Genomic DNA, 19,706 nt, shown 5'->3' with positions numbered 1-19,706 from the left:
TATGGGCCTGCGCATCCTGCTCACCAATGACGATGGCGTGGATGCGCCGGGCCTGGCCATCATGGCCGACATTGCCGCGGCGCTTTCGGACGATGTGTGGATCGTGGCTCCCGACGGCAATCAGTCCGGGGCGGGACACCGCTTCAGCTTCGGGCGCGAATTGTCCTATGTCGAGCACGGCCCGCGCCGTTTCTCGGTCAAGGGCGGCTCTCCCGCCGATTGCGTCGTCGCCGCCATGACCCACCTTCTGGGTGACAAGCCCGCCGATCTCGTTCTGTCCGGGGTCAATGCCGGACAGAATCTGGGCGACATCGTCAATTGCTCCGGCACCGCGGCGGGGGCGCGGGAAGGGGTCTTGCAGGGCGCTATCGGCATCGCCATGAGCCAGTCCATGGATTATGCGATCACCCATGACCCCGACTGGGCCAATGCCGCCCGTTTTGGCGCGGAAGTGGTGGATGCCATTCTTGGCGCCCATGACGGGGACGATGTCTTTTACAACGTCAACTTCCCCTATTGCGGCACCAGCAAAGTGACGGGCCTTTCCGCCGTCGCCCACCAGCGCTTCTCCCGTTCGCCCATTCGCTACTATCCCAGCGACAATGCGGGCGAGTTCTTCATGGCGATTCCCGAAACGCCGCTGCCGCTCGATCCCGAGGCCGATTTCGAAGTGCTGCGGCGCGGTAATGCCATCACCGTCACGCCTTTCGCATTGCAGCAGACGCACCGGGGCGCATTGGCGCGGCTCGCGACCATCGGGCTCAAGGGTCGGTAGGCTTAAAGCTGAGTGTCACAACGATCGTCATTGCCGGGCTTGTCCCGGCAATCCATCTTGGCGGCAACATGGACCACCCGGATAAACCGGGTGGTGACGATAGGCGGTAGAATCCCCGTTGGGCACGGTAGCTGCCGAGAGCGCATGACTTACTCCTGTGCCGCGCCGCTGCGTTAACCCTACCCATCCCTGAATCGCGTCGAGACGAATTCACTCAAATCGCATCGGCTTTAAACTCGTCTTTACCTTACCGGCCTAGTCTCACACTCAGTTGTTGAGTAGTACCTGCGTAAGAGTAAGCCGATGAGTATTCGCGTCTCTCTGCGGCCGAGAAGAACGGTCGCCATTGCCGGAATGATCGCGGCTGCGGTCGCCTTGTCCGGTTGTAACAGCCTGGGTAGCCGCTCTTTTGGCGACCCGACCGTGACCGGCTCGGTGGCGCAGGCTCCATCTCCCACGTTCAATCAGCCGATGCCCGCCAGTCTTGGTGCGCCGCAATCCACGCAGGTCGCCGCATCGCAATATCTGCCGCCCGCGCCTGTTGGGGGTGGTTGGAGCGGTGGTGGCAATACGCTGCCGCCCGCGCCGGTCGGCAATGGTTTTGCCCAGCCGTCATTCGCGAATAACGCACCTGTCGTCGCGCCGGGCGTACAGACCCAGGCCCTGCCGCCGCTGAACTCATCGACCTCAATGGGAGCCACCCAGACCATGCCCGCACAGCAGACTCTTGCCCCGATGCCGGCCACACCTCCGGCAATCGCCATGGGCGTCAATCCCGCCGCATCCTCCGCGCTGCCGGTGAATTCCAGCGTGCCCGTTCAGGCCGCCGCGAACACCAATGGCTATACGCACACCATCGCCGCCGGTGAATCGCTCCACACCATCGCTCGTCGCTATGACGTCACGGCGCAGGCCATCGTTCTGGCCAATGGCCTGTCCTCGCCCGACAAGATCATTGTCGGCCAGAAGATCACCATTCCCGGTCGCGGCGATCTCAATGCCGGCGCCCCCGCCACCCAGATTGCGAGCATCGCGCCCACCACGACCGGCGGGGTTCTGCCGGCGGAGCGTCCGACCAATCTGGCCGCGCCCGCTGCCGCTACCCCGGTCGCTGCGGCTCCGGTAACTGCTACGCCCGCGCCCGTCGCCCAGCCCGTTGCTGCGCCGGTCGCCGTGCAGCAGCAGGCGTCCATCGCACCCGCTGCCGAGCCGGCACTATCGGGCAATGACAAGTTCGGCTGGCCGGTTTCCGGACGGGTCATCACCGATTTTGCCGCCTCGCGCGGCACCGGCATCAATATCGACGTGCCGGAAGGGTCCAGCGTCAAGGCCGCCGAAAACGGCACGGTCATCTATGTCGGCTCCGGCGTGGAAGGCTATGGCAATCTGATCCTGGTCCGTCACCCCAATGGCTTCGTTTCCGCCTATGCTCACCTCAAGAACATGAGCGTGGCCAAGGGCGCCGTGGTCAGCCGCGGCCAGGCCATCGGAACTGTCGGCCAGACCGGCTCCGTCTCCCGCCCGCAACTGCATTTCGAACTGCGCAAGGGTGCAACCCCGGTCGATCCGGTCCCGCTGCTCGCCGGCTAAGTCTGCCGACCTCCAGAATCGAAAAAAGGCCGGGCGTGGTGCTCCGGCCTTTTTTCATGATTGCGCAGTCCTCAAGCCAAGGACTGTTATGCTAGCGTCACCATCGGGCTTTACACTTGTCCCGGTGGTCCATGCCTCCGCAAGCTGGATTGCCGGGACAAGTTTATCCGGGGGCGCGAAGCGCTCCGAATTCCGGAGCGATCCTCTAAACCGTCTTGCCTTCCTCGCCGGCCAGGGTCCGAACCAATTGGATCGCAACACGGCCGGAGCGGGCGCCGCGCGTCGCCGCCCATTCGATGGCCCTTGCCCGCAAATTTTCGGCATCGATGGTGAGGCCATAAAATTCGGCATAGCCGGCGACCATGGCCAGATAGGTGTCCTGGTCGGAATTGTGGAAGCCCAGCCACAGCCCGAAGCGGTCGGACAGCGACACCTTTTCTTCCACGGCCTCGCCGGGATTGATCGCGGTGGCGCGCTCGTTCTCGATCATGTCGCGCGGCATGAGATGGCGGCGATTGGATGTGGCGTAGAACAGCACATTGTCCGGCCGGCCTTCCAGCCCGCCATCGAGGATGGTCTTGAGCGATTTGTAGCTGGTTTCGCCGGAGTCGAAGCTCAGATCGTCGCAGAAAACAATGAAGCGGGCATCCTGATCGGCAATGGCGCGCATCAGCAGGGGCAGGGTTTCGAGGTCTTCGCGGGCGATTTCCACCAGCACCAGCCGCTCGAAGCCGCTGCGCGATTCGATATCGGCATGGATGGCCTTGACCAGCGAGGACTTGCCCATGCCCCGCGCACCCCAGAGCAGGGCATTGTTGGCGCCGTGGCCGCGCGCGAATTGCTCGCTATTGGCCAGCAGCAGGTCGCGGACATGGTCGATGCCCTTCAGCATGGCGAGCGGCACCCGGCTCACCTTGGGCACGGCGAGGAGCGCGCCTCTGTCGCCCTGCCAGTGATAGGCATTTTCCGGGCCGAGCACGAAGGCGCGGGCCTGTGCCTCCGGGTTCAGCGCCGCCGCGATCGTTTCGAGTGCGTCGGCAATTCTGCCCAGATGGTCCTTGGTCTTCAACTGTCTAGTCCTTCACATTTTCAGTCGCGATTGCCGCACCCGGATTGGCTTTGCAATCACGAATACCCAAATGTATAGTCCGCGCGATTTTGGCCGGGGCGCAAGTGCGGACAAGCCCATTAGCGTCCACTGCCTGAGGTGTCAGGTGCGGCGGCGTCCCCTTCCACCAGAAACGACAAGAAAAATACTTAGGAGATCGCTTGATGTTTGTAACGCCCGCCTATGCACAGGATGCGCTTGGGGCAACTGGCGGCATGACTGACATTTTGGTTCAGCTCATGCCGATCGCCCTGCTGGTCCTGATCTTCTGGCTGCTGATTTTCCGTCCGCAGCAGAAGCGCCTCAAGGCCCAGCAGGCCATGCTGTCGGCCATTCGCCGCGGCGACACCGTGGTGACCACCGGCGGCATTATCGGCAAGGTGACCAAGGCTGTCGAGGGCGAGGATCTCGAAGTCGAGATCGCCCAGGGCGTCAAGGTCAAGCTGGTGCGCGGCATGGTGGCGGATGTCCGCTCCAAGTCCGAGCCGGTCAACGACAACAAGCCCGCCTAAGCGGGTTGCCAAGCTGGCCGGGGCGCAACGCCCCGGCTTTTCTGCCTTTTCAGGACGTCTTTTATGAATCAGTCGCCGTTCCGCGTCTTCGTCATCCTGTTTGTCGCGATCGCGGGTATCCTGCTTGCAGCGCCCAATTTCCTGCCCAAATCCGTTCAGGAAGCGTTGCCGGGCTGGCTGCCGCAGCCGGGTCTGGTTCTCGGCCTTGACCTGCAGGGCGGTTCGCACCTGCTGCTCGAGGTCAACCGCGAAGGCATCGTAACGCAGCGCCTCAGCGACATCCGCCGCGATGCGCGCAACACACTGGCGACCCAGAACGGCATCGGCAACATCATCACCACCGATGTGGCCCGCAATACCATTTCCATCGAGCTGACTGATCCGAGCCAGAAGGCGCAGGCGGAAACCGCCATTCGCGGCCTCCAGAACACGCTCAGCGACTTCATGTTTTCCGGCGCCGGCGTCGAGGAACTCAGCTTCGGCGAAACCGCCGACGGGCGCCTGACCATCACGCTGACACCCGAGGGCATCAATCAGCGCATGAGTTCGCTCGTGGCGCAGTCGATGGAAGTCATTCGCAGCCGTATCGACGAATTGGGCACCACCGAGCCCACCATCCAGCGCCAGGGCGATACCCGCGTCATGGTGCAGGTGCCGGGCTTCGGCGATAGCGAGCGCCTCAAGAATATCATTTCCCAGACCGCGCGCCTCACCTTCCACCTGGTCTATCCCGGCATGACTGCCGAGCAGGCCGACGTTCAGGGCCTGCCGGTCGGCACTATGATCCTGCCCAGCCAGGATGGCGGACGCGAACTGCTCTACGAAGACGTCGCCATTGGCGGTGAATCGCTGGTCGATGCCCAGCCGGCCTATGATTCGCAGCGCAATATTCCGGTCGTCAGCTTCAAGTTCGACACGCGTGGCGCCATCACTTTCGGCGAATTGACCTCGCGCAATGTCAACCAGCGCTTCGCCATCGTCTTGGACAATACCGTCATCACCGCCCCGGTCATCCAGCAGCCCATCACCGGCGGCTCGGGCCAGATCAGCGGTTCCTTCACCACGGCGACGGCCAATGACCTCGCCGTGCTGCTGCGCGCCGGCGCGCTGCCGGCCAGCCTCGACGTCATCGAGGAGCGGACGGTCGATGCCAGCCTTGGCGCCGATTCCATTCAGGCCGGTTTCACCGCCGGCGTCATCGCCTCCGTGCTGGTTCTCGTCTTCATGGTCATGGCCTATGGCGTGTGGGGCGTGTTCGCCAATGTCTCGCTGATCCTCAACATTATCCTGATCTTTGCCGCGCTCTCGACGCTGGGGGCGACGCTGACCCTGCCGGGTATTGCCGGTATCGTTCTGACCATCGGCATGGCCGTGGACGCCAACGTGCTGATCTACGAGCGAATGCGTGAGGAGCAGGCGTCCGGGAAATCGCCGCTACAGGCGATCAATGCCGGTTTCGAGCGCGCCTGGGGCACCATCATCGACTCCCACCTGACCCAGCTCGTGGCGGCCGTGGTGCTGTATTTCATGGGCTCGGGCCCCATTCAGGGCTTTGCCGTGACCCTGGGCCTCGGCATTCTGACCTCGCTCTTCACCTCCTATACGGTTACCTCCTATCAGGTGAACCTCTGGTACAAGCGCGTTCGTCCCAAGAAGCTGAAAATCCAGCATTTCCGCTTCATTCCCGACGGCACCAAAATTCCGTTCATGAAGATTTCGCGCACGGTTATCGTGCTCTCCGTCATCATGACCCTGGTCTCCATCGGTTCGGCCTTCACCAAGGGCTTCAATCTGGGCATCGACTTTGTCGGCGGCACGGCGATTGAAATCCAGCATGTCGGCGGTCCGGCCGATGTCGGACAGGTGCGTGAGGCGCTGAGCGGCCTCGACCTCGGTGAAATCCAGGTGCAGGGCTTCGGCACGCCGCAGGATGTTCTCGTCCGAGTTCAGGCGCAGGAGGGTGGCCAGTCGGCCGACCAGGCTGCGGTGCAACAGGTTCAGGAAGCGCTGGCGACTGAAAATTATGAAGTCCGCCGCGTCGAAGCCGTGTCGGGCACGGTCTCGGGCGAATTGGCCTGGACCGGCACGATTGCTGTCGTCGTCGCGCTGATCTGTATTCTCATCTACATCTGGTTCCGCTTCGAGTGGCAATTCGCCATGGCAGCCGTGACGACCACGTCGCATGACTTGATCATGACCATCGGCCTGTTCTCGCTGACGGGCATGGAGTTCAATCTCAGCTCCATTGCAGCGGTGCTGACGCTCGTGGGTATCTCGCTCAACGAAACGGTGGTGATTTCCGACCGTATCCGCGAGAACCTGCGAAAATACCGCACTATGCCGCTGCCGGAACTGATCGACCTGTCGATCAACCAGACCATCGTGCGCACGTCCTTGACGCAGTTCACCCTGCTTCTGGCGCTGCTCCCGCTGGTATTCTTTGGCGGCGAGGCGCTGCGCAGCTTCACCATCGCCATGACCTTCGGTTCCCTGGTGGGCATGTATTCTTCGGTCATCATCAACGGCCCCATCCTCATCAATTTCGGCCTCAAGCAGAAAACCGATGACGACGACAAGGCCGATGCGGACAAGAAGAAGCGTTCGCCCGATGGGGCTGCGGTGTAAGGCGTTATGCCGTCCTGTTGAGGTGGCTTGCTGGCCGCCCCGCTGTTCGTCACTCTCGGGCCTGACCCGAGAGCTCATGCAGGAGCAGTCGCTAACACAGAACCCTCGGGTCGAGCCCGAGGGTGACGAGCGGTGAGAGCGTGCTTACGAGGTGAAGCCAAATGCAGGTCGATCCTGACCAATCCAAGCCCTTCCGCCATTTCCCGCATCAGGTGGGCATCGACGCCTATGGCAATGGCGGCTTTCGCTTCGCCGAGATGTCGCATCGCGGTTCGCTGCTCTGCCTGCCTTCGGGCATGCAGGCATGGTCCATCAATTCGGCGGCGGAATTGACCCTGGCCAGCCTGCAACCGGTGATCGAACTGGCCGACCGGATCGATGTGCTGCTTATCGGTCTTGGGCCCGACATCGTTGCCATTGACCCGGCGATCCGCGTGGCCTTACGCGAGCAGCGCGTGATCATCGAGCCGACCCAGACCGGCGGTGCTATCCGCACCTATAATGTGCTTCTCGCCGAAGACCGCGCCGTGGCCGCCGCGCTGATTGCCGTGGAAAAGGCCCGCTGATGTCATCCAGCCACGATTTCGCCGCTCAATTCCTGCGCGAACATGACCGCGACCGTTATCTGGCCACCCTCGTGCTTTCGGCGGAATCCCGCCCGCATGTCACGGCGATCCTCGCCTTCAATGCCGACATCGCCGCCATTCGCGAACGTGTGTCCGGTCCGCAGCCCGGCGAAATCCGCCTGCAATGGTGGAATGATGCGCTGACCGGGGGCGGGCATGGCGAAGTGCGGCAGAACCCGTTGGCCGACGCCTTGCTGGAAACAATCGCGCGTTACTCTATTCCTGCTGGCACATTGCAACGCCTCATCGGAGCGCGCCGCTTCGACCTTTATGACGATCCCATGCCCGATCTCGAAAGTTTCGAGGGCTATGCCGGGGAAACCAGTTCCACCCTGTTCCAGCTTGCAGCGATGATACTCAATGGCGGGCAAGTGGTTGAGCAGGGGGATGCTGCCGGGCATCTCGGGGTGGCGCAGGCCATGCTGGGCCATCTGCGCGCCTTCGGCTTTACCGCCGCGCAGGGTCGCATCATGCTGCCCTGGACCATTCTTGAGGCCAATGGGGTTCGCGAAACCGAGATTTTCCGGGGTCAGGACAGTGAGGGCCTGCACGCGGCACTCGCTCAGGTCGCCGAACTGGCCGAGAACCATCTGCAAAAGGCCCGCAGCGCCATCGCTGGCCTGCCTGCCGGTCTGCGCCCGGCTTACGCCGCCATGGCCTTGCTGGAAAAGCAGCTTGCGGACTGGAAACGCAGCGGCGCCAGTCCCTTTCTGCCGCCGAAAGACGAGCCGGACTGGCGCAAGATCGTCCGATTGACCGGCTGGGCGTGGCGGAACCGATAGACGCCGCGCTACAGATCAGGCGCGCTGCATCCCCTCCCAAACTTCTCCGGGGAGGTGCGAGATTGAGTTTGAGACATTATCTCCCCACGATCACCGGCCCGGCCCCTCACCTTGGCCGGGGAGGCGGGAAGGGGAGAGTGAGCAGGCGCTTCCAGAGCGCTTAGCCCTGCACTTGAGCCTCTTGAAGGCGCTCCCTCCATTCCATCGTCATTGCCCGGCTTGTCTGGGCACTCCAGTTTGTCGATCCGGTGGCTGGACCACCCGGATAAACCGGGTGGTGACGTTGGGGAGGGGGCGAGTTTGGAAGGTTGGAATCGGTCCGGCCTGCTGGATGGCTTCCAAAATCTGCGCCTACCGCTCCAATAACGCCACGAACTCGCCGGTCAGCCGCGCCGCGACCTGACCCTCGGACAGCAATTCTGCGACCACGCTGAGCCGAGCCTTGCCCCGGCGGTCGAGGGTGGTGCGGAAATTCTCCCAACCATTGTCGTCCAGTCTGGCAATGGCCTTTGCCGCGCCCCGGATCGGCAGGAGATAGTCCACCGCGCTTTTGTGGATCACCAATTGATTGGCGATGTGCTCGGCTTCCAGCCGCAGGTGCAGCACCGACCATGCCGCCAGCAGGCCCAGCGTCGAAACGCTGCCGCCGAACATGGTGCCGTGCACATTGATATTGGGATCGAGCGGGGCGGTCAGCACCACGCCTTCGGCATCGGCGCTCAGAACCGACACGTCCATGGCCCGCGAAAGCGGGATATTGTCGTGCAGGAAAGTCGTCAATGCCGCCGGGTTCATGCCCAGGCCCTGAGGTCTTCGAGCGCTCTGCTGGTAATCGCCCGGCGCTTGGCAATGGTCTTTTCGGCCCCGCGCCAGCGCTTGACGCCCTCGGGCCTGGTGATCTCCACTTCCGGGAACAGCCCGAAATTGATGTTCATGGGCTGGAAGCTGCGCGCGCCGCTATAACTCTCCGCTTCCAGATGGCCGCCGGTGATATGGCCGATAAGCGCGCCTAGCGCCGTCGTCGCCGGTGGCATGTCGAGCGAGGAGCCCAGCGCCTCGGCGGCGGTCAGTCTTCCGGTGATCAGTCCGCACGCGGCGCTCTCGACATAGCCTTCGACGCCCGTCACCTGGCCGGCAAAGCGGATGCGTGGATCAACCTTCAGTTTAAGGTCGGACGCCAGCACCTTGGGGGAGTTGATAAAGGTGTTTCGATGCAATCCGCCCAGCCGGGCAAATTGTGCATTTTCCAGCCCCGGGATCATGCGGAAGATTTCCGCCTGGATGCCGTAGCGCATCTTGGTCTGGAAACCGACCATGTTCCACAAGCTGCCGAGCGCATTGTCCTGGCGGAGTTGCACGATGGCATAGGGCTTGACGGTCGGGTTGCGCGGATTGGTCAGGCCGACCGGCTTCATCGGGCCATGGCGCAGGGTTTCCGGCCCGCGCTCGGCCATGACTTCGATAGGCAGGCAGCCGTCGAAATAGGGGACTTTTTCCCAATCCTTGAATTCGTGCAGCGGCGCGGTCTTGAGCGCTTCCACGAAGGCGTAATACTGGTCGCGATCCATCGGCAGATTGAGGTAATCCGCGCCGCTGCCACCCGGGCCGGCCTTGTCGTAGCGCGATTGCTTCCAGGCAATCTCGTGATCGATGCTGTCGTAGTGGATGATCGGTGCGATGGCGTCGAAAAAGGCCAGAGAATCCTCGCCGGTTTTGTCCAGCACCGCCTGCGCAAGCGCCGGGGAGGTGAGGGGGCCGGTGGCAATGATCACATGCTGCCAGTCCGACGGGGCCCAGCCCGCGATTTCCTCGCGCATGATGGTGATATTGGGGTGGCTTGAGATCGCTGCCGTCACCGCCGCCGAAAAACCGTTCCGGTCCACCGCCAGCGCACCGCCTGCGGGCAGCTTGTGCTGGTCGGCCGCGCGCATGATCAGCGAATTGCAGCGCCGCATTTCCTCATGCAGCAATCCCACGGCGTTCTGCTCGAAATCGTCCGAGCGGAAAGAATTGGAGCAGACCAGCTCGGCGAAATCGTCGGTGTGATGGGCGTCCGTGCCTTTGACGCCCCGCATTTCGTGCAGGATGACCTTGGCGCCGGCCTCAGCGGCCTGCCACGCGGCTTCGGAGCCGGCCAGGCCGCCCCCGATGATGTGAATGACTTGGTTTGACATGGCAGCGAGATACCAAGCGGCGGCGGCGCGCGCAATCACCCTTGGCCCGCGCCAGATGCTGGCAGTCTGTTAGCGAATGGGGGCTGGATGCAGATAAAGCTGCGAAACGGCGCCAATTGCCTGATAATAATAAACAATGAAAAACGCCCGCATCTCAGTGAGAGGCGGGCGTTCGGTTTGCAGTGTTGTCGCCGGATATATTAGAGGCTGCTGGCATGGTCGCGAGCAATGCGGCTGATGTCGGTGCGGGAAATGCCGAGATCGTTGAGCTGACGATTGTCGAGAGCGGTGAGCTCACGAACGGTCTGCTGATAGGCGGCCCACTTCTTGAATGTCTTGCGGATGTCCATTTGAATTCTCCTTTCGCTTGCAGTGTGGAAGATAGGCGAAGTCTTGGTGAATGAGCAGATGGAAATTGATCAAACAAGCTATGCGCCCCACGCAACCCGGTGGCAGAAATCGTTCATCTGCCCTTCATGCTTGCGGCAAAGATGTGGCCGCCGGGCGGCGACGCGGCGGCCGGTGCGGGATTTGCCGGCCGGCCGAAATATCAGCGGTCGAAAAGCGAATGGGTCATCCAGGAGAAGTCTGCGCTGGAGATCCCCAGAATATCAATGTTCTGCGGTGCGGGCTTGCGCAATTCCCGCCTTGCCCGCCGGCTATTGGCCAGGCGCTTCAACTGCCAGACGGCACGGACTAGCATGGGCACGATCCTGTAATTCAGAGGCTGGGATTGCCACCAAGATGAATCTTTTTCCTCGCGCCCGATATGCCGCATTGGTCAAGTGCCACATGCACAGACTGCATAGCAAATTCATCGTACGGGGCATGGTGTTCGCCCGGCTTTTCGCCCTGCTCGCCACAATTTTTCTTGTGCGGAAAGGCCCAAGGCAACACACTCCGGACGAAGTTGAATTGGGGATTCGTTCTTGCGGCAAGGTGCGCATGTCATTGTCGTCGGTAATGAAAAAGGCGGGTCGGGTAAATCGACCACAGCCTTTCATTTGGCTATTTTCCTTTTGTATCAAGGCCATAAGGTCGCCTCGATCGATGCGGACAGCCGTCAGCAGACGCTGACCCAATATGTCCGCAATCGCCGCGACTGGGCCCGTTCGCATGGACTGAACGTTCCCCACACCACGCATTTTCATCTGCCGCTGGCCCGGGGAGACTCCGTACGGGAGAACCATCGCATCGAGTTCGACCTGTTTCGCCAAGCCATCGGCGAGGTCGAGAGCAAAGCCGATTTCATCATCATCGACACCCCCGGTTTCGACACCAATCTCAGCCGCCTTGCCCATTCACTGGCCGATACGCTGATCACTCCGGTCAATGACAGCCTGATCGATCTCAGTGTCATGGCGCAGATCGATCAGGTGACCGGGGAGCCGCGGGATCTCAGTCATTACGCACGGCTGGTGCAGCGGGCTCGGTCCGAACGCCTGTCGATCGATGGCCGCAACATCGATTGGGTATTGGTGCGCAACCGCATTTCCATGCTGTCGTCGCGCAATATGCGCCAGGTACAGACCATGCTCGAACGCATTGCGACCCGTCTGGGGTGTCGCGTGGCCGATGGTATTGCCGAGCGGGTCATTTTCCGGTCGCTCTTTGCGACCGGCATGACGGTGTTCGATCCGCTGGACGATGACCTGCTGGGTGGGGTGCCGTCGATGTCCCACATGAGCGCAAGGCAGGAATACCGGGCTCTGGTCGGGGCGCTCAACCTGCCGGACAGACAGCGCAGCGAGGCCCGGCGGGCCGTGCTTGCCGGTCCGTCGGGTGAGGTCAGCCGCTTTGCCCTCATGGCACGCAGCGAGTCCTGAAGCTATCTGCGTTCAGCCTCGCGCATAGGCAATCTTGCGGCCTTCTTCCGCCGCGACCGTGCTTGCCCGTGAATCGTAGATGGCCCGCGCTTCGATGATGGCGTGGTGGTTTTCCGCCGACCAATCCCACAAAGCGGCAATCGGATCCTGCAAAGTCTTGCCCAGCTCCGTCAGGCCATATTCGACGCGCGGCGGGACTTCGGGGTAGATGGTGCGCGTCACCAGCCCGTCGCGCTCAAGGTTGCGCAGGGTCAGCGTCAGCATGCGCTGCGACACGCCATTGATCATTCGCTTCAACTCATTGAAGCGCAAGGTGCCGTTGCGGCCGAGCATGCCGACCACCATAACGCTCCATTTATCGCCAATCCGGTTGAGGACGTCCGACATGGCGGAGCAGTTCGCGACCTGGGATGTGTCGGTCAAGGACATGTCTGTGCTTCCTAAAGTGGGTACTGAGGCACAAATATAGACACAGTTACTTCTTGTTACCAGCCCTGTCGCTGAAGGGGAAGAAAGCGTGGTGCGCGCCCGAGGGCGCACACTGCTCTACGTGGCCTGATGCTCGGCGCCGTAAAGGCCCAGATAGAAGTCCAGATCGCCATTGCGCAGGCCAAGCGATTCCAGCACGGCACTCATAAAGCTCACGGGGGCGGTGCCCGGGGCGGTAGCGATCCGCCGGTCCAGCACGGCTCGGGGTGAAGCGATGAAATGCGCGCTGCCGCCATAAAGTGTGTCGGGCAGGCTTTCGGGGCCATTGGCCGTATGGGACACTCCGTCGAGCAGGCCGGCGCGCGCCAGGGCCAGAACGCCATCGCAAATGCCGCCGAGGCTCTTGCCCGCTGCATAGGCGGAACGCAACAGATCAGCCAGGTCCGGCGCTTCCGGCGTCGTCCAGATCGTTCCTCCATTGACCAGCACGGCATCCATCTGATCGACATCGATCTCCTCGATTGCCATCTGCGGCATGACCCGCAAGCCGCCTGCCGAGGTGACCATTTCTCCGCCCGGAGAGGCGAAGCTGGTTTCGATGCGATAATATTCGCGCGCGCCAGCATTGAGCAGCGCGGTTTCCCAATCGGCAAAGCCGGGGGTAAGGATGGTGACGATCCTGGTCATCAAGAACTCCGTTTCTTTCCGGCATCCTCGGCTGGCGAGGCGACAGTTCATGTCAGCACCTTCACATGGCCGTCAGGCGCGGCCGCTTTCCTTGAGCTTGCAGTAAGGCACTGTTAAGAGAAACGCCGATCCACTTCCGCCACGGAGTCTTCCGGTTTGTTCCTTGTCCGCCGTCTTGCCCTGGCCATGTCGCTTGCGTTGCTGAGCCTTGTGCCCACCTGGGCAAATCCGCTGCTGCTGGTGGACCGCTCGAACCTGCAGGTGCTTTACGCGCAGGAGGCAGGCGCCTCCTGGCATCCCGCGTCGCTGACCAAGCTGATGACCGCCTATGTGGCGTTCGAGGAAATCGCCAATGGCAATGTGACGCTCGACACCCCGGTCACCATTTCCCGCAAGGCGTTCAATCAGGCGCCGAGCAAGTCTGGTCTTGCCGTGGATTCATCCATTTCGCTCAAGGATGCGCTTTACATCCTCATTGTCAAATCGGCGAACGACGTTGCCGTCGCCATTGCCGAAACAATTGGAGGCAGCGAAGAGCTTTTCGTGGCCAAGATGAACGATGTGGCGCGCCGCATGGGCCTCACGGGCAGCCATTTCGTCAATTCGCACGGTCTGCACGATCCGGCGCAGGTCACCACCGCGCGCGATCTGGCGGTGCTTTCCCTCTATATCGAACAGACCTTTCCTCAATATATGCCGATGTTCGGCACCGGTGTCGTCAACTTGGGCAAGACGCGAATGGAGTCCAATAATGGCCTCTTGGAAGGCTTTGCCGGCACGACCGGGATGAAGACCGGCTATGTCTGCGCCTCCGGGCTCAATCTGGTGGCGACGGTGGATCGGGGCGGGCGGCAATTGCTGGCCGTGGTGCTGGGTGGCTCCTCCGGGCGTGAACGGAACGAGCGGGCGGCCGAACTGTTTCTCAACGCCCTCAATGGCCGTGCCAATCCCACTGGCCAGACAATTCTGAACATGGCCAATAGCGGCGGCGCCCCCACTGATATGCGGCAGATGATCTGTGGCAAAGAGGCTGCCGACTATGTCAAGGCGCAGGAAGCGGCCTATCCGATCGGCCTCAAGGGGCAGCCTAGCTATCTGACCGACGAAATTGTGCTGAGCGAATATCGGGCGGTCGACCTGGGCCGCGTGCGCAACAATATTGCGCTGCCGCGCCCGCGCCCGGCCACGCATGTTCCGATGTTCTCGGCCCCAGTTCCAGCGGTCGTGGAAAGCGCCAATATCGAGGATGTGCTGCGTCCTGGGTTGACGACAGCCAGCGGTCTCAATGTGCCGATGCCGCGCCCGCGCCCGGCCGATCTCTGATCTTTTACGGCGCCTTCGTTACTGTAAACCTGAGCACACCTTCGGCGTCGTCCAGTGTGTAGTCATGGCCGTTCTGCCGGCAATGAAGCGGTATGTCCACTTTCGCCATCGGGTCGGTGGCGAGGACGATCAGCACTGCGCCCTGCGCCAGGCTGACAAGGCGTTTCTCCAGTTTCAGCACGGGTAGGGGGCATTTCAGCCCCCTGGCGTCGATGATCTCGGGCTCAATTGCCAATCACGAAAACCCAATAGGTGCCGAAGCTGGATGCGGGATTGAAGGCGACGGCGACGCCGGCCTTGGTTCCGGGCGCCGCCAGGCCAATAGCGTCGGCGGCGTTGTTGCGCCATCCTGAAAAGGTTTCCGCGAAGCTCGAATAGCCTGCCGACAGCTTCATCTGTCCCAGGCCCTGCGGTTTGGTGGGTGCATTATTGGTCTGCGCATATTGGCTGGCCAATGCCTGCGCGGTGCCGTTGAGCCCCGCGTCGGCGGTGAGCGGGGGCATGTTCTGGGTGGTGCGATAGGCATTGACCAGGTTGATGGCCTGCACACTGTCGAGCGTGGCGTTGGGCTGGTCCATGCGCGCTGACAGGGCCGGCGCCAGCGCGCCGGCGGAGCTGCTGCCCCCACCAATGGAAGAGCAACCTGCCATAAGCAGCGCCGAGGCGATTGCGGTGCAGAGCAGGATCGGGCGTCGTTTCATGATAGTCCTTCTCGGGGGAGAAACCGTTTCCCGCTCCATTAGCAGCCTGCGGCTTCCCCGGCGTTAACGCGGGGCAAATTCCCCCTTTTGTGATCGCGGGAGCCTTTTACCATTTCGCGCGTTTGGGGGACGTGCAGCGGTTGGACTCACAAGTCTAGCAAACCGGGCAATAAGGGCAGTTTTGGGGAGGTCAGTCTGGCACGGGGCACAAAGAGGGCCGGGCGTGAGGTGCGTGCCACGAGCGTGGCCATCGTATTTCTTTCACTTAGCATAGCGGTTTTCGCTTTTATTTTGACCTATTTCATCTCCGAGGCCGTCAATCAGGCGCGCAGCCGGCTCGAAGATCGTTCGCGCGCGGCGGCCCAGATCGTAGCCACGAATGCCGGCTGGCTGGGGGAGGTGGCACAGCAGACCCTGCGCCGCATCGACGCCGCACTCGGACCCGAGATGAGCGGCGATCCGGCGGCGCTGCAGGCGGCTATCGAAGGCCTGCCCGCCGATATCGACATCTATATCATCGATGCCAATGCCCGGACCATGTTCTCGACCGTGCCCGGTGCGGCCGAGATCGATGTATCCGATCGGGAATATTTCACTGCCGTGCGTGAGGGCAGGCTCTTCTATACGTCTGACATGATAGTCAGCCGCATCACCGGCGAGGCCATTTTCGTATTTTCGAAACGGGTTACCCGCAACGGCCAATTCGCCGGGGCGATCATGGTTTCATTCTCGGATTCTGTGCTGCAGCCATTCTGGGTGTCGCTGGATCTGGACCCGCAATCCACCGTCAGTCTGGTTCGCCGCGACGGGGCATTGATGGCACGCTTTCCCGCTCCGGAGCGGCCTCTTGATCTGTCGGATCATCCGCTCATTACCGAACATCTGCCCGCGAGCGAGTCCGGCACCTATTTCTCCGAATCTTCGCCGGTCGATGGGGTGGCGCGGATGGTGAGCTATCAGACTGTTCCCGGCACCGAAATGTTGGCCGTGGCGTCCATCGCCACAATTGGCACCTCGCAGACGCTGCGCGGGGTGATCATCGCGCTGCTGATCACCGTCACCCCTATCGTTCTTGCCCTTCTCGGCATTGGCGCCTGGGTGCTGGTTCTGCTGCGGCGCGACGCCCGCCGCCGTGCCGAACTCGAGGCGGCGCAGGACACCAATGTGCTGCTGTTCCGCGAAATCCACCATCGGGTGAAGAACAATCTGCAATCGGTGCAATCGCTGGTGCGGATGCAGGACATTCCCGCCAGCGCGAAGATCGATCTGCAAAGCCGGCTTAGCGCCATGGCGGCCATGCACGAGCACATCTACCGCCATGACCGTTACGAGGACATCGATGCTCACGACCTGGTCCCGGTCGTGGCGGGGGAAGTTGTGCAGGCCTATGGGGCCGACGTCGATCTGCGCTACGATGTGGATCATGCGGCGGTAGATCGAGATCATACGACGCCGCTATCGCTGCTGTTGAGCGAGTTGATCACCAATACGCTCAAATATGCCTTCGCCGATGGCCGGCGGGGCGCGATAAGCGTTACCCTGCGCGATCTGGGCAATGGCCGCTGTTCTTTGGTTGTGGCGGACAATGGCACAGGCATTGGCGTGCTGCCGGACGCCCCGACCAGCATGGGGCTGCGCCTCATTCGCGGCATTGTCTCGCAGATGGGCGGCACCTATCGCTATGTCGATCAGGATGGCACGCGGTTCGAGGCGGAACTGGCATTGGCGTCGGCCGGCCATGCTGGCCTCGCCTGATGCGGATCCGCCATGATTGCGCTTATTCCGCTATTGGGACTTGTGGCGCGATGGCCAATCGGGCATTGGAATAAGGATACCTATTCAGTCAAGTTAAAATGCTCAGACGATTCTTTTCCTATTATGCACCCTATAAGGGGCTGTTCGCCCTGGATTTCGGCAGCGCCGTCGTGGCTGGTCTTCTCGAACTGGCCTTCCCGCTGGCCGTGGCCTATTTCATCGACACGCTGCTGCCGCAGAACGATTTCGGCCTGATCATTTTGACCAGTATCGTGCTGCTGGTCATTTACTGCCTTACGGCGGTGCTGCGCGGGGTGGTCAATTATTTCGGCCACATGCTGGGCATCCATATCGAAACCGATATGCGCCGGCAGGTCTTCAGCCATTTGCAGAAACTCAGCTTCCGCTTCTTCGACAACCAGAAGACGGGGCACCTCATCACCCATGTGACCAAGGGACTTGAGGACATTGGCGAGGTCGCTCATCACGGTCCCGAAGACCTGTTCCTCGCCATCATGACCTTTCTCGGCGCCTTTGTGCTGATGTTCATGACCAATTGGCAATTGGCGGCGATCACGGTCACGCTGGTGCCGGTCATGACCTGGCTGGTCAGCACCTATGGCGCGCGCATGAACAAGAACTGGCGCGAGCTTTATGGCCGGGTAGGGGACTTCAATACGCGCGTCGAGGATTCGATCGGCGGCGTCCGCGTGGTCAAGGCCTTCGCCAATGAGCGGCACGAAGAACAGCTCTTTGCAGGGAATAACGAAGCCTATCGCGTCACCAAGCTGCGGGCCTATGCGCTGATGACGGCCAGCAATGTGGTGACCTTTCTCAGCACCAGGTTGGTCCAGTTGGCGGTGATGCTGTTCGGCGCCTGGCTCGTCACCGCTGGGGACTTGTCCTATGGCGGTTTCGTCAGCTTCCTGCTGCTGGTCAACGTCTTCATGAAGCCCATCGACCAGATCACCACGGTGTTGGAAATGTACCCGAAGGGCATTGCCGGCTTTACCCGTTTCACCAATCTGATCGACACCGAGCCCGATATCGCCGACCGCCCGGATGCCAGGGTCGTGGAGCATCTGCGCGGCGACATCGTGTTCCGCGACGTGAGTTTTTCCTATGAGCCCGGTGGCCGCAAGGTGATCGACGGGCTGAATCTGGCCGTCTCGCCGGGCGAAACTGTCGCCATTGTCGGTCCGTCCGGCGCCGGCAAGACCACGCTTTGCGCGCTGCTGCCGCGATTTTACGAGATCGATGGCGGCGCGATCACAATTGACGGCATCGACATTCGCGACATGACGCAGGCCAGCCTGCGCAACCAGATCGGCATCGTGCAGCAGGATGTCTTCCTGTTTGGCGGCACGCTGCGCGACAACATTTCCTATGGCCGCCTCGACGCCAGCGACGCGGAGATCATGGACGCCGTCCGCCAGGCGCGGCTCGAAAATGTCATCGCCCGCCTGCCCAATGGGCTCGATACTTTGGTGGGGGAACGAGGCGTCAAGCTCTCGGGCGGCCAGAAGCAGCGCGTCGCCATTGCCCGCATATTCCTCAAAAACCCGCCGATCCTGGTGCTGGACGAGGCCACCTCGGCCCTCGATACCGCGACCGAACTGGCGATCCAGCAATCGCTGGCGGAATTGTCGCGCGGGCGTACCACTTTGGTCATCGCCCATCGCCTCGCCACCATTCAGCATGCCGACCGCATCGTGGTTGTCGATGAAACCGGCATTGTCGAAGAGGGCTCGCACGACCTGCTCTTGTCGCGGGATGGGGCCTATGCGCATCTGCACAGGGCCCAATTTGGTGGCCTTGCCTTTCCGGGCCAGACCGGATGAGTGCGATGTTCTTCGAGGCCAGGGTTCTTGACCGCCGGGTTCTGACCCCCGGGATGATCCGGCTCTCCTTCGGCTGGGACGGACTGACCGACTTTCCCGGAACCGGCCTACCCGACGAATATCTGCGCCTGTTCTTTCCCGATGCCGGAACCGGTCGTCTCCACCTTCCCGTCATTTCCGAGGATGGCCGCTGGACCTATCCCGAGGGGCAGGACGTTATCCATTGCTCGACCTATACCGTGCGCCAACACCATGCTGCTCGCGGCGAAATCGACATCGATTTCGTCGTCCATGAGGGCGGTGTGGCCAGCGACTGGGCGCAGAGGGCGCAGCCGGGCGATGCAATCATTGTCAATCGCCCGCGTGGTCTCTATGCGCCGCCCGCCGATATTGTCTGGCAATTGCTGGTGGCCGACGCCACCGGCCTGCCAGCCCTGGCGCGCATCCTTGAACAGACACCAAAACAGGTGCAATCGCGCGTCTTTGTCGAAATCGCCACGGCCGAACACGAACAGGCGCTGCCGCATCATGAATTTGCGACCGTCACCTGGCTGCACCGCAGCGGCAATGGCGTCGCGCCAAGCCGCATGGCCGATGTGGTCAAGGCCATGCCGCTACCTTTGACTCCCGGCTATATCTGGGCGGCGGGCGAGCAGAAGGCCATCCGCGCCATACGCAAGCATGTTCGCCAGGAATTGAAGCTGCCGCCGGAGCGTTATGAGCTGGTCGCCTATTGGATACAGGAAAGTGAAGCCTGGGAGCAGCGCTGGAAGAACCTGCCTGAGGCGGTTCGGGCCAGTATCGACGCCTCCTGGTCATCGGGGCGCGACATGGAAGAACTGCGCGACGAATATTACGCGACGCTGGAACAATACGGCCTCTGAACCCGTCTTGCGGCCCAAGATCGCAAACGCTACCACTCGCCTATGAAAAGATTGGGTTTTTTCGGGGC

General features: G+C 61.8%; 19 protein-coding genes and 1 pseudogene. 11 read left to right on the top strand and 9 right to left on the bottom strand.

The window, feature by feature from the left end; translation table 11 throughout:
- Position 1 precedes the first annotated feature (1 nt).
- Entirely contained in the window at positions 2 to 775 is a 774-nt protein-coding gene (gene surE / locus H0482_RS01445) for a 5'/3'-nucleotidase SurE (RefSeq protein WP_193728251.1), read from the top strand.
- A 303-nt stretch (positions 776 to 1,078) separates the two neighbouring features.
- Entirely contained in the window at positions 1,079 to 2,365 is a 1,287-nt protein-coding gene (locus H0482_RS01440; protein ID WP_193728250.1) for a peptidoglycan DD-metalloendopeptidase family protein, read from the top strand.
- A gap of 205 nt (positions 2,366 to 2,570) precedes the next feature.
- Here H0482_RS01440 and H0482_RS01435 read toward each other — a convergent pair whose 3' ends face one another.
- Entirely contained in the window at positions 2,571 to 3,434 is an 864-nt protein-coding gene (locus H0482_RS01435; protein WP_193728249.1) for an ATP-binding protein, read from the bottom strand.
- 203 nt (positions 3,435 to 3,637) lie between these two features.
- Here H0482_RS01435 and yajC point away from each other — a divergent pair, with 203 nt between their 5' ends.
- The 4 genes and pseudogenes from yajC to H0482_RS01415 all read left to right on the top strand — a co-directional run.
- Positions 3,638 to 3,985, top strand: coding sequence for a preprotein translocase subunit YajC (gene yajC, locus H0482_RS01430; protein WP_193728248.1), 348 nt, complete (start codon positions 3,638 to 3,640; stop codon positions 3,983 to 3,985).
- Between the two features lie 63 nt (positions 3,986 to 4,048).
- Positions 4,049 to 6,610, top strand: coding sequence for a protein translocase subunit SecD (gene secD, locus H0482_RS01425; protein WP_193728247.1), 2,562 nt, complete (start codon positions 4,049 to 4,051; stop codon positions 6,608 to 6,610).
- A 161-nt stretch (positions 6,611 to 6,771) separates the two neighbouring features.
- Positions 6,772 to 7,176: an Mth938-like domain-containing protein gene (locus H0482_RS01420; RefSeq protein WP_193728246.1), complete on the top strand. Its 405-nt coding sequence runs from the start codon at positions 6,772 to 6,774 to the stop codon at positions 7,174 to 7,176.
- Positions 7,176 to 7,877, top strand: a pseudogene (locus tag H0482_RS01415) (phytoene/squalene synthase family protein); the annotation flags it as partial. The gene H0482_RS01420 and the pseudogene H0482_RS01415, both read left to right, overlap by 1 nt.
- Positions 7,878 to 8,369: 492 nt before the next feature.
- Here the strand turns inward: H0482_RS01415 and H0482_RS01410 are convergent.
- The 4 genes from H0482_RS01410 to H0482_RS01395 all read right to left on the bottom strand — a co-directional run bounded on the left by H0482_RS01410 (position 8,370) and on the right by H0482_RS01395 (position 10,895).
- Positions 8,370 to 8,813 carry a YiiD C-terminal domain-containing protein gene (locus tag H0482_RS01410; RefSeq protein ID WP_193728244.1) on the bottom strand — a complete coding sequence of 148 codons (444 nt, stop codon included), beginning with the start codon at positions 8,811 to 8,813 and terminating at the stop codon, positions 8,370 to 8,372.
- Positions 8,810 to 10,192 carry a methylenetetrahydrofolate--tRNA-(uracil(54)-C(5))-methyltransferase (FADH(2)-oxidizing) TrmFO gene (gene trmFO / locus H0482_RS01405; protein ID WP_193728243.1) on the bottom strand — a complete coding sequence of 461 codons (1,383 nt, stop codon included), beginning with the start codon at positions 10,190 to 10,192 and terminating at the stop codon, positions 8,810 to 8,812. Before trmFO ends, H0482_RS01410 begins: the two co-directional genes overlap by 4 nt.
- Before the next feature lie 200 nt (positions 10,193 to 10,392).
- The gene (locus H0482_RS01400) at positions 10,393 to 10,542 is read right to left on the bottom strand and encodes a DUF1127 domain-containing protein (RefSeq protein ID WP_193728242.1); all 150 of its coding nucleotides are present in this window, start codon (positions 10,540 to 10,542) and stop codon (positions 10,393 to 10,395) included.
- Between the two features lie 200 nt (positions 10,543 to 10,742).
- The gene (locus tag H0482_RS01395; protein WP_193728241.1) at positions 10,743 to 10,895 is read right to left on the bottom strand and encodes a hypothetical protein; all 153 of its coding nucleotides are present in this window, start codon (positions 10,893 to 10,895) and stop codon (positions 10,743 to 10,745) included.
- A 226-nt stretch (positions 10,896 to 11,121) separates the two neighbouring features.
- Between H0482_RS01395 and H0482_RS01390 the strand changes: the two genes are divergently transcribed.
- Positions 11,122 to 12,018, top strand: coding sequence for a division plane positioning ATPase MipZ (locus tag H0482_RS01390; protein WP_210319052.1), 897 nt, complete (start codon positions 11,122 to 11,124; stop codon positions 12,016 to 12,018).
- Positions 12,019 to 12,030: 12 nt separating this feature from the next.
- Here H0482_RS01390 and H0482_RS01385 read toward each other — a convergent pair whose 3' ends face one another.
- Together H0482_RS01385 and H0482_RS01380 are read right to left on the bottom strand one after the other, a co-directional pair.
- Positions 12,031 to 12,447 carry a winged helix-turn-helix transcriptional regulator gene (locus H0482_RS01385; RefSeq protein ID WP_193728240.1) on the bottom strand — a complete coding sequence of 139 codons (417 nt, stop codon included), beginning with the start codon at positions 12,445 to 12,447 and terminating at the stop codon, positions 12,031 to 12,033.
- A 117-nt stretch (positions 12,448 to 12,564) separates the two neighbouring features.
- Positions 12,565 to 13,134, bottom strand: a complete 570-nt coding sequence (locus tag H0482_RS01380) for a DJ-1/PfpI family protein (RefSeq protein WP_193728239.1) — start codon at positions 13,132 to 13,134, stop codon at positions 12,565 to 12,567.
- Between the two features lie 156 nt (positions 13,135 to 13,290).
- On the opposite strand from H0482_RS01380, the gene H0482_RS01375 reads away from it, so the two are divergent.
- Positions 13,291 to 14,457 (top strand): D-alanyl-D-alanine carboxypeptidase family protein, encoded by a 1,167-nt coding sequence (locus tag H0482_RS01375; protein ID WP_193728238.1) that lies wholly within the window; start codon positions 13,291 to 13,293, stop codon positions 14,455 to 14,457.
- Between the two features lie 4 nt (positions 14,458 to 14,461).
- Here the strand turns inward: H0482_RS01375 and H0482_RS01370 are convergent, their stop codons facing one another.
- Both H0482_RS01370 and H0482_RS01365 read right to left on the bottom strand, forming a co-directional pair.
- The gene (locus H0482_RS01370; RefSeq protein WP_210319051.1) at positions 14,462 to 14,692 is read right to left on the bottom strand and encodes a sulfurtransferase TusA family protein; all 231 of its coding nucleotides are present in this window, start codon (positions 14,690 to 14,692) and stop codon (positions 14,462 to 14,464) included.
- Positions 14,682 to 15,158 (bottom strand): CAP domain-containing protein, encoded by a 477-nt coding sequence (locus H0482_RS01365; RefSeq protein ID WP_193728237.1) that lies wholly within the window; start codon positions 15,156 to 15,158, stop codon positions 14,682 to 14,684. The genes H0482_RS01370 and H0482_RS01365 overlap by 11 nt, the downstream gene beginning before the upstream one ends.
- A gap of 291 nt (positions 15,159 to 15,449) precedes the next feature.
- Between H0482_RS01365 and H0482_RS01360 the strand changes: the two genes are divergently transcribed.
- The 3 genes from H0482_RS01360 (at position 15,450) to H0482_RS01350 (ending at position 19,638) form a co-directional block, all read left to right on the top strand.
- Positions 15,450 to 16,913, top strand: coding sequence for a sensor histidine kinase (locus H0482_RS01360; RefSeq protein WP_193728236.1), 1,464 nt, complete (start codon positions 15,450 to 15,452; stop codon positions 16,911 to 16,913).
- Between the two features lie 98 nt (positions 16,914 to 17,011).
- The gene (locus H0482_RS01355; protein WP_193728235.1) at positions 17,012 to 18,754 is read left to right on the top strand and encodes an ABC transporter ATP-binding protein; all 1,743 of its coding nucleotides are present in this window, start codon (positions 17,012 to 17,014) and stop codon (positions 18,752 to 18,754) included.
- Positions 18,751 to 19,638 (top strand): siderophore-interacting protein, encoded by an 888-nt coding sequence (locus H0482_RS01350; RefSeq protein WP_193728234.1) that lies wholly within the window; start codon positions 18,751 to 18,753, stop codon positions 19,636 to 19,638. The genes H0482_RS01355 and H0482_RS01350 overlap by 4 nt, the downstream gene beginning before the upstream one ends.
- Positions 19,639 to 19,706 lie beyond the last annotated feature (68 nt).

The sequence above is a fragment of the Devosia faecipullorum genome (assembly GCF_015158295.1).
Lineage (GTDB): Bacteria > Pseudomonadota > Alphaproteobacteria > Rhizobiales > Devosiaceae > Devosia > Devosia faecipullorum.
This window is presented reverse-complemented; position numbering and strand designations above follow the sequence as displayed.

What these genes read in the sequence shown, in the direction of transcription:
- surE (WP_193728251.1), top strand. Translation starts at nt 2, where the DNA reads ATGGGCCTGCGCATCCTGCTCACCAATGACGATGGCGTGGATGCGCCG.
- H0482_RS01440 (WP_193728250.1), top strand. Translation starts at nt 1,079, where the DNA reads ATGAGTATTCGCGTCTCTCTGCGGCCGAGAAGAACGGTCGCCATTGCC.
- yajC (WP_193728248.1), top strand. Translation starts at nt 3,638, where the DNA reads ATGTTTGTAACGCCCGCCTATGCACAGGATGCGCTTGGGGCAACTGGC.
- secD (WP_193728247.1), top strand. Translation starts at nt 4,049, where the DNA reads ATGAATCAGTCGCCGTTCCGCGTCTTCGTCATCCTGTTTGTCGCGATC.
- H0482_RS01420 (WP_193728246.1), top strand. Translation starts at nt 6,772, where the DNA reads ATGCAGGTCGATCCTGACCAATCCAAGCCCTTCCGCCATTTCCCGCAT.
- H0482_RS01410 (WP_193728244.1), bottom strand. Translation starts at nt 8,813, where the DNA reads ATGAACCCGGCGGCATTGACGACTTTCCTGCACGACAATATCCCGCTT.
- trmFO (WP_193728243.1), bottom strand. Translation starts at nt 10,192, where the DNA reads ATGTCAAACCAAGTCATTCACATCATCGGGGGCGGCCTGGCCGGCTCC.
- H0482_RS01400 (WP_193728242.1), bottom strand. Translation starts at nt 10,542, where the DNA reads ATGGACATCCGCAAGACATTCAAGAAGTGGGCCGCCTATCAGCAGACC.
- H0482_RS01395 (WP_193728241.1), bottom strand. Translation starts at nt 10,895, where the DNA reads ATGCTAGTCCGTGCCGTCTGGCAGTTGAAGCGCCTGGCCAATAGCCGG.
- H0482_RS01385 (WP_193728240.1), bottom strand. Translation starts at nt 12,447, where the DNA reads ATGTCCTTGACCGACACATCCCAGGTCGCGAACTGCTCCGCCATGTCG.
- H0482_RS01380 (WP_193728239.1), bottom strand. Translation starts at nt 13,134, where the DNA reads ATGACCAGGATCGTCACCATCCTTACCCCCGGCTTTGCCGATTGGGAA.
- H0482_RS01365 (WP_193728237.1), bottom strand. Translation starts at nt 15,158, where the DNA reads ATGAAACGACGCCCGATCCTGCTCTGCACCGCAATCGCCTCGGCGCTG.
- H0482_RS01355 (WP_193728235.1), top strand. Translation starts at nt 17,012, where the DNA reads ATGCTCAGACGATTCTTTTCCTATTATGCACCCTATAAGGGGCTGTTC.
- H0482_RS01350 (WP_193728234.1), top strand. Translation starts at nt 18,751, where the DNA reads ATGAGTGCGATGTTCTTCGAGGCCAGGGTTCTTGACCGCCGGGTTCTG.